12 protein-coding genes are annotated in these 13,110 nt (G+C 48.4%); 8 read left to right on the forward strand and 4 right to left on the reverse strand.

The genetic code is table 11. The features are described 5' to 3' along the window. Positions 1-8: 8 nt before the first annotated feature. Both ACYVAM_RS30180 and ACYVAM_RS30185 read right to left on the reverse strand, forming a co-directional pair. The gene (locus tag ACYVAM_RS30180) at positions 9-806 is read right to left on the reverse strand and encodes a hypothetical protein (RefSeq protein ID WP_461073880.1); all 798 of its coding nucleotides are present in this window, start codon (positions 804-806) and stop codon (positions 9-11) included. Positions 807-1,101: 295 nt separating this feature from the next. Then, positions 1,102-1,533 carry a MarR family winged helix-turn-helix transcriptional regulator gene (locus ACYVAM_RS30185; RefSeq protein ID WP_461073881.1) on the reverse strand — a complete coding sequence of 144 codons (432 nt, stop codon included), beginning with the start codon at positions 1,531-1,533 and terminating at the stop codon, positions 1,102-1,104. A gap of 352 nt (positions 1,534-1,885) precedes the next feature. Here ACYVAM_RS30185 and ACYVAM_RS30190 point away from each other — a divergent pair, with 352 nt between their 5' ends. Continuing rightward, the gene (locus tag ACYVAM_RS30190; protein WP_461073882.1) at positions 1,886-3,286 is read left to right on the forward strand and encodes a Gfo/Idh/MocA family protein; all 1,401 of its coding nucleotides are present in this window, start codon (positions 1,886-1,888) and stop codon (positions 3,284-3,286) included. 449 nt (positions 3,287-3,735) lie between these two features. After that, the gene (locus tag ACYVAM_RS30195; protein WP_461073883.1) at positions 3,736-4,080 is read left to right on the forward strand and encodes a carboxymuconolactone decarboxylase family protein; all 345 of its coding nucleotides are present in this window, start codon (positions 3,736-3,738) and stop codon (positions 4,078-4,080) included. Between the two features lie 188 nt (positions 4,081-4,268). On the opposite strand, the gene ACYVAM_RS30200 is transcribed toward ACYVAM_RS30195, so the two are convergent. Continuing rightward, complete coding sequence (locus tag ACYVAM_RS30200) at positions 4,269-5,354, reverse strand: ligand-binding sensor domain-containing protein (protein ID WP_461073884.1); 1,086 nt, start codon at positions 5,352-5,354, stop codon at positions 4,269-4,271. A gap of 386 nt (positions 5,355-5,740) precedes the next feature. Here ACYVAM_RS30200 and ACYVAM_RS30205 point away from each other — a divergent pair, with 386 nt between their 5' ends. The 5 genes from ACYVAM_RS30205 (at position 5,741) to ACYVAM_RS30225 (ending at position 10,732) form a co-directional block, all read left to right on the forward strand. After that, a complete protein-coding gene (locus ACYVAM_RS30205) occupies positions 5,741-6,484 on the forward strand; it encodes a TetR/AcrR family transcriptional regulator (RefSeq protein WP_461073885.1) in 744 nt (247 codons plus the stop codon). A gap of 12 nt (positions 6,485-6,496) precedes the next feature. Further along, entirely contained in the window at positions 6,497-8,122 is a 1,626-nt protein-coding gene (locus tag ACYVAM_RS30210; protein ID WP_461073886.1) for an FAD-dependent monooxygenase, read from the forward strand. A 73-nt stretch (positions 8,123-8,195) separates the two neighbouring features. Further along, on the forward strand, positions 8,196-8,939 hold the full coding sequence (locus ACYVAM_RS30215; RefSeq protein WP_461073887.1) for a hypothetical protein: 744 nt from the start codon (positions 8,196-8,198) through the stop codon (positions 8,937-8,939). A 112-nt stretch (positions 8,940-9,051) separates the two neighbouring features. After that, positions 9,052-10,011, forward strand: coding sequence for a helix-turn-helix transcriptional regulator (locus ACYVAM_RS30220; RefSeq protein ID WP_461073888.1), 960 nt, complete (start codon positions 9,052-9,054; stop codon positions 10,009-10,011). A gap of 106 nt (positions 10,012-10,117) precedes the next feature. After that, positions 10,118-10,732 (forward strand): NADPH-dependent FMN reductase, encoded by a 615-nt coding sequence (locus ACYVAM_RS30225; RefSeq protein ID WP_461073889.1) that lies wholly within the window; start codon positions 10,118-10,120, stop codon positions 10,730-10,732. Between the two features lie 123 nt (positions 10,733-10,855). On the opposite strand, the gene ACYVAM_RS30230 is transcribed toward ACYVAM_RS30225, so the two are convergent. Continuing rightward, a complete protein-coding gene (locus ACYVAM_RS30230; RefSeq protein ID WP_461073890.1) occupies positions 10,856-11,725 on the reverse strand; it encodes a helix-turn-helix domain-containing protein in 870 nt (289 codons plus the stop codon). Positions 11,726-11,833: 108 nt separating this feature from the next. Here ACYVAM_RS30230 and ACYVAM_RS30235 point away from each other — a divergent pair, with 108 nt between their 5' ends. Continuing rightward, a complete protein-coding gene (locus tag ACYVAM_RS30235; protein WP_461073891.1) occupies positions 11,834-12,988 on the forward strand; it encodes an FAD-dependent oxidoreductase in 1,155 nt (384 codons plus the stop codon). Positions 12,989-13,110 lie beyond the last annotated feature (122 nt).

Raw genomic sequence — 13,110 nt, forward strand, 5'->3', positions numbered from 1 at the left:
TGGAACGACTAGAAGGGGATTTTTTGGCTGAATTGGACATAACCAAGGTGATTTGAGTGAAACAATTTAGGAAATTGTCTCTTCTCATTTTCACCCCTTTTGTCCACTTTCATTTGACGACGTACACCTATAACAGGATACCCGACTCTGAGTTTGAGCGTAGGTAAGAGCGATTGTAATACCGTAGTCGCCATCAAGAAGGAGCCTGCCTGAGTCGGATGGGAACCGTCGGATTGATAAAGCTTAATTTGCTTATACGTAGTCAGGCAGTATTGCCAAACATCCCCGACAGGAATTAGAAGTGCCCTTGTTTGTCGAGAAATAGTGGTGTATGCGTGCGTTAACAAGGGTTGAGCGGATGGGTCATATTCCCTAGCCCATGTCGTGGCAAAACAGGGTGTTGCTTGCTGTTTCTTTATTTCTTCACTCCATAATTGAGCATATCTGTAAAACGTATCGGGTTTGGCAATCCAATGTTTATCACTCGGTTCAGGTCCCGCCCCCTCCAAACCAAGTTGACTTTGATCTTGCATAATAACAAAGTCCCAGTGGCGACTTTGCAGCTTTTTAAGGGCTACATGAGTCGAGTCGTGCCAATGGCCTTTTAAGGTCATCCCCCCTGCGACAATCATCTCTGCGTTTATAGGCTGTCCGTTACGTGCAGCAATTGATTTGACCACTACTGGAAGATTATTGAAGTAGGTATAGCTGTTGCCGATGAAAAGAATAGATAACGTATCCGATTTCGATTGGGCTTGTGTTTGTACATGACACACTATACTCAGTAGGATTAGCAGAGTTTTCAAAAGTGAAGGGGTTAGGAAGTGATTGGAATGTAATGAGGGATGTCTTTCTAAAAACATAGATTAAGATCAATTAGTGGGCTTATGTATAGTTTCAGAGTTTCCGGGAGGAAAGTACAAGATCATTATGGCTTAACGACCCCATTTATAATGAGGCTAGAGGGTGGTCAAAGCGACACTATAAATTATCTGTCTTGCTAACTACAATTGGCCATTCTGGTTAACCTTCTTGTTTTTAGGAGATATATCTCAGGTAAGGAGAAAATTTTCGGAGAACAATAGTTGATTTTCATCGTGTTTACGATTGACAGTTTCTGATGAGTAGGTGAAGCGTGTTTTGAAGTTGGGTAAGTTGTTGGTCATCAAGATTCTGCAAAGCACATTGTCGGTTATTGACGATAACGGGTTGCATAGCATCAAGAAGTTGCCGAGCAGTATCGGTAAGAGTAAGAGTAAATCGTCGTCGATCGTCCGAGTTGCCGATTCGGGTGAGGTATTGTTTTTTGACTAACAGATCAATCATTCGAGTGACCGATGCAACGTCCTTGAAAACGGTTTTGGCGATTTGTTGCTGAGTCCAATCTGGCTGGTCACGAACGGCTGTCAAGATTAGCCATTGGTCAATGGTAATATCGAAGCCATGCTGATTGAGTCTACGTTGGGCAAACTGACGATACAGTTTAATTGCCTTTTCCAAGGAGTAAAAGACGATTTGGTCGAGTTCTTTCATATTTACTTTGTTGATACAATAATAATTGATATATCAATAAAATGATTATATTTCTTAATAATTTTGATTATTTTGTTCATGTATCATATTTAATGCCCTTATAGGTAACTCGATAGCGGATTGACTAAATACGTTCGTTTTCGTATGTAACAATAGATCTACTTATTCTTACATAAGGTTCCTAAGCGAGACGAAATTGCGTTCTGGCATCTGCCTAAAAGTGGTGTATGCAAGCAGAAAACCTATTTTAATGCCTGTCAACAAGTATCAGTAGCATACGCCCGACAGTAGAAAAATAGCCTTTGTCAGTTATTCTATCAACTAGCATTTTATCCTTTACAGTACAACAATCATGAAAAAAGACAATCAGGCTTCAAGACGGCGCTTTTTGCAACAGATTGGGGCAACCAGCCTAGTAGCCGCATCCTCCCCCTTATCCTCACTGGGAGCTCAAGCTAAAGCTGAAGAACGCATCCTGCACTACGAAAAACCCAGCGGGCCAAATGATCGGATTCGACTGGGTGTGATTGGCTACGGAGTCCAAGGGCATTTTGATTTGAGTTCAGCCTTGAAAGTACCCGGGGTTGAGCTGGCCGGTATCTGCGATCTGTATACGGGACGACTGGAAAATGCTAAAGAACAATTTGGCAATGGGCTCTACACCACCCGGAACTACAAAGAGCTATTGGACCGTCCGGATATTGACGCCGTCATTATTGCTACCCATGACGTCTGGCACGCCCGCATAGCCCAAGATGCCTTGACCAAAGGCAAGCACGTGTATTGCGAAAAGCCGATGGTTTATAAAATCAGTGAAGGTTACCCTGTTATAGCGGCTGCCAAAAAGGCGGGGAAGGTTTTCCAGGTAGGTAGTCAGCGGGTCAGTAGCATCGGCTATGCCAAAGCCAAGGAACTGCTGGCGGCCGGTGAAATTGGCAAACTCAATATGGTTAATGCTGTCTACGACCGGCAAAGCTCCATTGGTGCCTGGGAGTACACAATTCCGACCGATGCGGATGCGATGACGACCGACTGGGATCGGTTTATCGAAGTAACGGCCAAAATGCCCTTCGATGCCAAGAAATTCTTTTGGTGGCGGGCCTTCAAGGAAGTCGGGACAGGCGTGGCAGGCGACTTATTTATTCACCTGTTGAGCGGTACCCACTTTATCACGGGCTCTAAAGGTCCTAACAGCATTTACAGCACTGGTCAGTTCAGCTACTGGAAAGATGGGCGCAACTTACCCGATGTCATGTCGGGAGTCATGCAATACCCCGACACCCCCGAGCACGCGGCTTTCCAGCTGACCTTACAGGTGAATTTTATTAGTGGAACGGGAGGACAGGAAGTGATCCGGCTGGTGGGTTCGGAAGGGGTCATTGATGTGATGGGCAATAACCTGAGCATCAAACACAGCCTTCTACCCCAAGCGCCTGGGTTTGGGGGGTACGATTCGCTGTTCACCTTCTCCAAGAGTATGCAACAGCAAATGCAACAGGACTATGATGCCAAATGGACGGCTGAGCAGCGAAAGCGGCCCATTAAAATGGATGTCACCTTCCGAGCACCGGAGGGTTATAGTGACCATATCGATCATTTCACCAACTTCTTTGATGCTATCCGGCTGAATAAACCGGTGGTGGAAGATGCTCAGTTTGGCTTTCGAGCCGCGGCTCCCGCCCTGTCCTGTAACGAAAGTTATTTCAGCAAACAGATCGTCCATTGGGACCCGGCTAGCATGAAGCTGACGTGAGTCAGTGATTCTTTATCGAGGATAAAAAGGCCATTGGAAGACTAGCACATATTAATTTGGGTGACGAAATCACACTTGATATGTGTTAGTCTTTGTCGTTACAACAAAAGGCTATTCTTACCCGCTTTTATAAGTTTTGGTCTGCCACAAAGCTGCCGGTTGTTCTGGATGGCAGATTAATGTCCGCCTAAGGCTTTCCTATCGCTTGCTTGTAGCTGTGGGCCACCTTACCATTGGGTGCGGTACCTCACCACCGATACTATCAGTTTAGTCCAAGTGTGAAATAATCGCATACCATTTGTCTCATCAAATGCTCCGATTTGATACGAAGAAACGTTCATGTATCTGGTACTTAAAACGCCCCTTAATTCAGGGATTTATAGAGTAACATAAGCGTTCATTTCCCTTATGTCAAGGTGCTAATATCTTAAACCGTTTTATCAACTCGAATGACTGAATATCAAACACCCAAAGACCGTGCCTATACCAACACGCTCCTAAAGGCCGCTCCCAAAGAGGCTGATGCCTTTATGAACCTGAAGCATACTGCCGAGCGAACCGATGGCGTCATTCCGATTAAGTATCGGGAACTCATGTCGGTGGCTGTTGCGCTGACCACTCAATGCGCCTACTGCATCGAATCTCATATCAACAACGCTGTACAGGCGGGTGCTAGCCGCGAAGAAATTGCCGAAACGGTCTTTATCGCAGCCGCTTTACGGGCCGGTGGAGCCGTGGGAACGGGCTTGATGGCGATGCGTCTTTTTGAGGAGGCTAGTTCGGCCAACAGGTAAGTGTATTAGTCACGACTACATTAGGCACTTGACTACTTGTAACTATAGATTGTACCCACCGATTTTATATTCTCGATAAACGCTCCTCTTTGAGACGAGTAATCATTCTTGAATAAGCAACTTTCAGAGACGACGAGGTATCATGATCTACGTCTAAAATGGGGTGTTTTGAGAAACATCTATACACCTTATTTCTGACCCTCTCTACATTTATAGTCTGAATAGTTAATAAATGTTTTTTCATTGAAAAGGTAGAGACCTGTTTCTCTTGTACCAACCCAAAGTTTTCCGGTTTTATCTTCCAAAACTGCCCAAATCCAGGGATTGATTAGGCCATCTTTAAAACAAGTGAACGATTTCTCATCGTAACGGCAAAGACCACCAGCACCACCAAACCAAAGGTTTCCGTTCCTGTCTTCTATAATTCGCGTAATAGCACCAATGTTCAAGCCATCGCTTGCCGTAAAACTTGTGAATGATTTGCCATCATAGTGGTAGGCCCCACCCCAATTGCTGAACCAAATATTCCCCTTTTCGTCTTGCAACTGAGGCCAGGCCCAATTTTGACCAATTCGAATCGAATCCGTATCCTTGAGGTAACTTAGTGCTTGTGGTTTAATGTTGATTACCGACTTACCATCATACCGATACACTCCTTCGTTACCGCGCCCACCAAACCAGATGTTACCTGCTTTATCCTCTAAAATATGTTCCACATTATTGTTACTGCTTGCAAAGCCACCTGCGCCTTCATTAACGGTGAACGGAGAAAAGGATTTGCCATCATAGCTATAAACACCATCAATTGTTGCAAACCATAATTTTCCGCTTTTTGCTTGTATGATACTGAATACCCAATGCTTGTTGCGATACAGGTCATTCTTGTTGGGAGGCAGAGTTTTGGGTAAAGGAATCTTGATTTCTGCAAATGTTTTACCATCGTAAAGACATAGCCCCACATCAGTACCTATCCAAAACTTACCATCTTTATCTTCAAATAGGGTATAGATGCTATTACTATTAAGCCCATCTGCCACCAAATATTGGGTAAACGATTTTCCGTCATATTTATAAAGACCATTTTCTGTGGTGCCGAACCAAAGGTTGCCGGCTTTGTCCTGTAGGCTACATTGAACATTGCCATACCTGGGGGAACCTATGGTTTTTATAAGTTTGGGGTGGTCAATCACCTTTCCTTTTTTATCTGGCCCGTTGCAGGCAGTGACCAAAACAGACAGCAATAACAAAGCACACACGTACATGAGTTTAGACATTTCTCTTTTTTGTAAGGTTTGCAGCCCACTGAGGTGGCCGCCACATCGGTGGGCTGCAAACCTACCAGTCTTTGTGCTGAGTTGTGTTGGAGGGCTACTAAAAGTATGTTAACGAAATGTAAAAGTTGTCGCTTCGGCGCAGGGCGGGGCCTGTGCCGTCCGATTTTAGAGACTACTGTGGATTATTGTCCCTAAACAGGTGGGTACATTGACTAAATAGTTGCCTTTACGACGGTCGCGCAAAAACGCTCCTAACTGAGACGAAAGAGTGTTCATGTTGTGGCGCCCGCTTGTACGAAGGATCGTTCAGATATTTGCTTCTTAAATCGGGCATTTAATGAAACAGTTTATTTTAATAATTGTCAACTACTATCCGTAGCATACAAATGCTACTGAAACAGGTTTACAAAGTTGAATTGCCCGTGCGGGCCCGCTGGTTAAGGGCGATGATATCGCTAGTCAAAAGATTAATTATATTTAATCTTGTTGCTTTAACGGGGATGTATATACCTTTACATACTGAACGGTCGGTATTTACTATGGAAGACTCTAAAATTCATATTACTCAAACAGCTTTAAGGCTGTTCCTGGAAAAAAGTTACAAGGCGGTCACCTTTCAGGAACTCATGGAAAAAACCGGCTTTTCCAAAGGAGCCTTCTTCTATTACTTTAAGAATAAGCAACAGATTTTCGAAGCAGCCATTGATCTGTATGTTGATCAAGTTGCTACCGTTGATTTTACCCAACTTTCCTCCTCCAGCCTGCGCGATTTTCTCGACGCCTATTTTCCCGAAGCCAGAAAGGTACGGGACCGCTTCCTAGCCCCAGAGTTAACGTTTGCTGCCAACCATTACTCGCTGCTATTTGAGGCTTTGCGTATCATCCCGGACTTCAGGGCTAAGATAAATCGTCATGAAGAGACCGCCTTAGCGGCCTGGATAAAGGTAATTGCAGCCGCCAGGCATAATCAGGAAATTACATCGGCGCTACCCGATGAGCAGTTGGCCCGGCTCTTTATCGATATGGGTCATGGGATCGTGATCCAGTTAATTATGGCTGACAATACAGTAGCGCTGGAAAAGCAAGTATCTGTGGCCTGGAATAACCTCTACCAATTAATCAAAGCTTAATTTTTTTTATCCTTGAACATACCGACTATTCGGTATGTAAATTATCAGCTTATGGAAATGAGCAACGGAAAAGCAACTGCGGCCTTCAAGGCTGGGCTGCTGGATACCCAGGTACTAATTGTCGGTGCTGGCCTAACCGGTCTCACGCTGGCCTGTGATTTGCAACGCCGGGGGGTTCACTTTCGGATTATCGATAAATCCCCGGTTTATTTTCCGGGTTCGAGGGGCAAAGGATTAACTCCGCGTTCGCTGGAGGTGTTTGACGATTTGGGTGTGCTAGACCAGCTTATGCCTTACGGATATTCCCACCCGCTGGTCCAGGCGTATGACGGGCCCAGCGTGCTTGGGGAGGAAGACCTGCACGAAGGGTTGACATCCACGCCCAACATTCCCTATTTACCCCTCTGGATCCCTCAGTTTCAGATCGAACAAATCCTCCGTGAGCAATTGGCCAAAGCCGGTCTGTTCGTCGAGTTGGCCACCGAGCTAACCTATATGGAGCAAAACCAGGACCAAGTGACGGCAACGGTATTGAACCAGGGCGAATCCCAACGGATTACCTGTCTGTATCTGGTGGCTGCCGACGGCGGTCGCAGTTTTGTGCGTAAATTTTTACAGGTAAACTTTGCCGGCGAAACCCGGGAAGCCATCCGGGTACTGGTTGGGGATGTGCATACGGATGACCTGGAACATACGCATACCCACATGTGGAAGCACCATCCCGACGGCTTTGTCGCCTTAACTCCTTTTGCCAAAAGCGATATTTTTCAGATGACCGCCCAGGTAGCCCCCGACTTTGCGGCAACGCCTACGCTGGAGCTGTTCCAACAAGTGCTTCAGCAGCGGACAGGAATGGCCATCAGGCTGTATGACCCCACCTGGCTTTCGTCCTTTAAGGTCAATATCCGGATGGTGGACCGCTTGGTTATTGGGCGCGTCTTACTGGGCGGAGACGCGGCTCATGTGCATTCTCCGACCGGTGGCCAGGGAATGAATACTGGCCTGCAGGACGCCTATAACCTGGGCTGGAAACTGGATCTGGTGTTGCGCAGTGCCAATACCAACCTGTTAGAAACCTACCAGGAAGAGCGCCTTCCGGTGGCAGCGGCTGTGTTAAAGCTAAGTACCAAACTGCTCAATAACTTCCAGTCCTTCCAACGGCCGCTGCCGGATGATAGCGAACGGTTTCAGTTGAGCCTCAATTATAGACATAGCCGCCTGAGTCAACAAGCCACTTCGCTGCCCTTGCCCCTGCAGGCTGGGGACCGGGCCCCTGATGCACCGCTGCTGGATGGTAGCGGCAATTCTATACGCCTGTTCGACCTGTTTAGGGGGCCACACTTTACCCTTTTGTACAACGGCGACACTATTCCGGATGACGTAGCCGGGATAACAAAACAGTATACCGACATCAAGCTGGTTCGACTCGTCTCGGCGGCCAGTGGTCAAGACGCGGAGGGCTTCCTGGATGCCGATGGTTTTTTCGGTGCTGCTTATGGCCAACTCCGGCCGGTGATGTATTTAGTGCGGCCCGATGGATACCTCGGCTTTGTCGGAGAAACTACTCAACTGCCGGCCTTTCGGTTGTACGTGAATCAATTACTGGCCTCTGTTTCGTCTAGTCAGCCGGTTTGCTGACGATCGGTTAGCATACAGTCGAGTAGTAAGGCTAAAAAGATATGATCGCCCCTCCATCATCAACGTAAATCCAATGACCAGAAAGATTAGCCTTTTGCTTACGACTCTTTTTACCCTACTGGGCGCTCACCATCTGATGGTTCTCTTTCATGAGTGGTCTCATAGTCTGGTAGGCTGGTGGTTCGGCGTCAAGGCACACCCGTTCGATATTTACTATGGCGATTGGACCTTGTTTCATGCCGAGGAAGACATTGATTACGCGCCCATCTTTCAGTCTTCCTCACCCTGGCAAGCCTCACTAATTGCCGGTGCCGCTTTATTGATGAATGGCTTCCTGTTTTTGCTGTCCCGACGAGGGTTGCACCAATCGGCTCGTCGCCAGCAGCCATTCTTAACGCAGGCCTGCTTCTGGTTCACCGTTTTTAACCTGGCCGAGTTATACAGTTACCTGCCCCTGAGAGCCTTCTCCTCCGGTGGGGATGTCGGCCACGTTGAAACCGGATTGGGCATATCTGCCTGGTTTGGTTTCGTCGTAGGTGCTCCTTTCGTTGCCTGGCAACTAGTAAAACTGTTGAGAAATGACCTACCCACCACGTGTCGCGTACTAGGCATTAAGCGTATCGGCTCAACGATTGGGTATACCAGTCTAACCGTTTCCATCATCTTTGGCCTTTATGGGAGTGCTCCTCTGTTCTACTATGGTCTATTGGCTCCTCAAACGCGTTGGTCACTCGTTTCGGCGGTACTATGGATTCTTACCCTTTTCTTTTTAATTCGTAGTCAACTGCTGAAGCCGGCCACGTCCGAAAGCCCGTAACGTCAAGAACTGTGGCCACGATCCCACACGGGCCATGGCCGCAACTCATACACTACCGTTCAGAATCAACCAGAACGCCGGTTGAGCCTTGTACTACTAATCTCAGTTGTTTATGCCCACCCCTTCGGTCCCAGCCGCAAACGGCTTGCGTGTGCTTTTCGAGAAGGTGTTAGCGGCAGGCGGACAGCTGGTAGATGGCTGTTTATACTTGCCTCCCAGGGTGGGCACTGGCTTCATTAAGCTGGTAGCCATCGAACCAGGCGTACTGGTGGCTATCCATCGGTACGTTTTGGCAGCAGAAATCGTCCTGGAACGCCTGGCCGAAGCGAATCAGCCCGAACGCCTGCTAATTTCGTTCCAATCGGTCGCCCCCGCCCTGGGGGTGGCTGGTCACTTGTCAACCGCGCAACTCGCTTCTACAACCGTTACCTTCACGACCGTGCTGCCGGCACATACGCCCATTTTTTTCGTTGGGCTCGTGGTGGAAAAAACCGTGTTGGCTTATTGGTTGGGCAGCCAGCAGGCCGCTCCGATTGGCCTACTCGACAACCAGCAACCGTGTCTGGTCGAGGCCTTGCTTACCCCCCAAATACAGGACGCCTTGCAGGACATAACCACGCCACGTCCTCATCATAAGCTGGATTTGTTATTTTACCGCATCAAGGTGCAGGAACTGCTCTACTGGTTGTTTCAAGAACTGGATCAACGCGCTATGGGCAACACCGGGGCATTACATTCGACTGATGTAGCGGGCATTTTTCGGGTGCGGAACCGCCTGCTCACCGCGCTGGACAACCCGCCCAGCCTGGCTCAACTAGCCCAGTTGTCAGGTATGGGCCAAACCAAGCTCAAGCAGTTGTTCCATCAGGTGTTCGGCACCAGTCCCTACGCCTACTATCAGGTGGCTCGCTTACAAGAAGCCAAGCGCTTGCTAGCCCAGTGGTCGGTATCGGAAGTAGGCCATCAGTTGGGCTTTACTAATTTAAGCCATTTCGCCCGGTTGTTCAAACGGCAATATGGTTTGACACCCAAGCGCTACCAGGCGATCAAGCGGCAAAAAAAAGCGCCTTAATTCCGCCAGATACGAACAGTATTGCGGCTAAATGGGCTATTTTGTCCTAAAAAAACGCTAGACCTTTGTCAAAAGAAATATACCCTAAAAAGATTTCTTCTCACGCATGGACAACGACAACCAACTGACCACCGCCCACCCCCAACTGCGCCTTGGCCTTATTTTAGGCAGTACCCGCCCCGGGCGCCGGGGCGATCAGATTGCCTCCTGGGTACTCGATACCGCCCGTCACCACGGCGGGGCTACGTACGAACTCATCGACCTGGCCGACCATAAGTTGGGCAACCTCGATGAACCCGGCAATCCAACGCTGCAGCAGTATCAACACGAGCATACGCGTCAATGGGGAAAGCTGATTGAGCGCTTTGACGGCTATGTATTCATTACCCCGGAATACAACCACTCGATTCCTGGTGCATTGAAAAACGCCCTGGACTATATTTATAAAGAGTGGAATGATAAAGCCGCCGGTCTAGTCTGCTATGGCGGTTGGGCGGCTGGTTCACGAGCGGCTGAGTCCCTACGAATGATCTTGCCCGAGCTCCAGATTGCTAGTGTGCGGGCGCAGGTGTGCGTGTCGACCCATGCGACCTTTGGGACGGGGGTATTCGTTCCGAATGCACCCTTGACGGCCTCCGTCGAGTTGATGCTTACGCAACTGCTAGCCTGGGCGAAGGGTATGCGCAGCGTCCGCGAAGCGAAAGCGAGTCTGGCAGCCTAATATGCTCAACGGAATGGCTTTTATCCGTTAAACTTACCGGTGAGTGAACCACTGACTTGCCGACTGCCCACCCAGATCCAACAACCTGTATGGCTAAAAACAGCCATACCACTGTCGGTAAACTTAGGAGCGCTTCTTCCGGTATTGGGAAGGGGTCAGGCCGGTTACCAGCTTAAATAGTTTGATAAAGTGGCTGGGTGTCACATAGCCGATCTGGTAGGCTATTTCGATTACATCTAAATCCGTGTACTGCAACAAACGCCGAGCCTCTACTACGCACTGCTCCTGGATTGCTTGGGTTGTAGTCCGGCCAGTAACCCGTTTAATCGTATCGTTTAGATGAGCGGTGGTGATATGCATCCGTTCGGCGTACTGGGAAGGTTTCTTCCAATCTTTGTAATGGCGGTACAGCAGCTGAAGAAACTGCTGCTTTACCAAGGTCGACCGTTTTGGCGCGGATTTAGTTGAGTAGCCCATCCCCGAAATAGCCCCGGCGATCATAAAAAGCAGCCCCGTTAATAAAGCTGTGACCGCTTTTTGTGAGGTAGAGAGAGGTTTATCAACTAACTGATCGATAGCTGTCAGCAGGTTTTTTAGTTGCTCAAACCAGGGCGCAAGAACATCACAAATAAAGTCAATCTGGTCCCGCCACGCCTTGTCCAGAAGTGCTTTGAGATCTTCGCTAAGGAGTTCAGTCTCGAAGCTGATAGCCCAACCCGACAAGTCCGTTTGCGGGGTGAGTTGATGCACTTGTCCGGGAAAAACCATTAGCAGGCCGGGAGCCTGGATTTGGTATGCGTCAAAATCAATGCGGTACGTCAACTGGCCTTCTGTGAGCACGACTAACATATAATGATCGTCCCGATGGGCTAACTGGATGTTATGATCTCGGGATACGGTTTGACTACGTTCCAGCTTTTTGAGGGCTATTCCGTTCAGGGAGGAGCCTTTTAGGGTAAACTCGGGGATATTAACCTTTTTTCCAGTAGCCATGGTGATTCACGCTTAATCTGTGATTCGAGGTATTAAACCAGCGAAATAGTCCATTTTTTACTATTTATTCCCACTTCCTTTGCATAAACCTCTATAAAGATAAAAGAGATGATAAAGGTAAAGGAAGAAAACGGTGTTGACCTGCGTAAAATGCGGGTAGTGGTTGCAGGTGGCGGACTGGTTGGCTTAACTGCCGGAATTGCGTTCAACCAACTGGGAGCAGACGTAATCGTCTGCGAACAGGCAGCCGAGATTAGGGCTGCCGGTGCCTCGATCGGTTTATGGAAAAACGCAACAGATGTGTTGAACGAGTTAAACCTGGGCGGGCAACTGCTCCAAATTGGTACCCCAATTGAAACCTGGTTTTTTGATGCAGCTGGCCAGCGTTTCCGGGCGGAAGGATTTGGCGTGGCCGATCACTCCTTTGTGTTGTTTCCGCGGCCGCAGCTCAATACCCTTCTGGCCAAAGCCATGGGAGGGTCAACCATCAAGCTGGAGGCCAACGTGATTGGCTTTGAGGAGCAGGCGGATGAAGTGACAGTATTGCTGGAAAATGGAACCCGGTTAAAAGCCGACTTACTAATTGGGGCGGATGGGGTTTATTCTAACGTGCGGAGCCAACTATTACCCACCTATTCAACTCAAGAACATCCAGGCCATCATGTTTGGCGAGCCCTCGTGCCAACGGGCAATGAGCCTGCCGCTGGCAGTGTGCTGACGGTTGGCCACCAACTAACCAGGGGGGGGTATTTTTTAACCTACGGCCAGGTAACGACCTGGATGGTCAATCAGTTTGATAGCGAAACACCGACTGGAACTAAAAAGGAAGAAGCTTTAAAACGCGCTGCTCAGATGAATGATACTGGCTGGGGCGAGCCGCTTCTGAGGCTGATCGAACGTACGCCGGAGGAAGCTATTCTCCATAACCAGGTGATGTATGTGCCTGCGCTACCTAAATGGGTTTCCAGTCGGGTCGCCTTAATCGGGGATGCAGCTCACGGGTTATCACCCCATATTTCAGCCGGTGGCACCTTAGGGATAGAGGATGTAGGCGTACTGGTTAAGGCATTACGAGCCAAACCCTCTCTCTCGGAGGCCCTTCTTGCCTACCAAGCGAACCGGATACCCTATTACGAAACCGTAAGACAACTGTCACGGACTGTCGAATTGGCCCAGGATGCGATTAGTTATGCCCGTGCGTATGCAACCTTTAGCCACTGGATGTTGAATGAAGGATATCAGGAATCGGGTCAACTACATTGATCCATTGATCTACTGAGATTAAGTAAAGATTGACGCAATTAGCTAAAGGTTGGCAACCGTCGCATAAAACTAGGTGTTTTAACCAACGGTGAATTCTACGAACTTTGTCCCGCACCAGAACG

Source organism: Spirosoma horti (assembly GCF_054776595.1).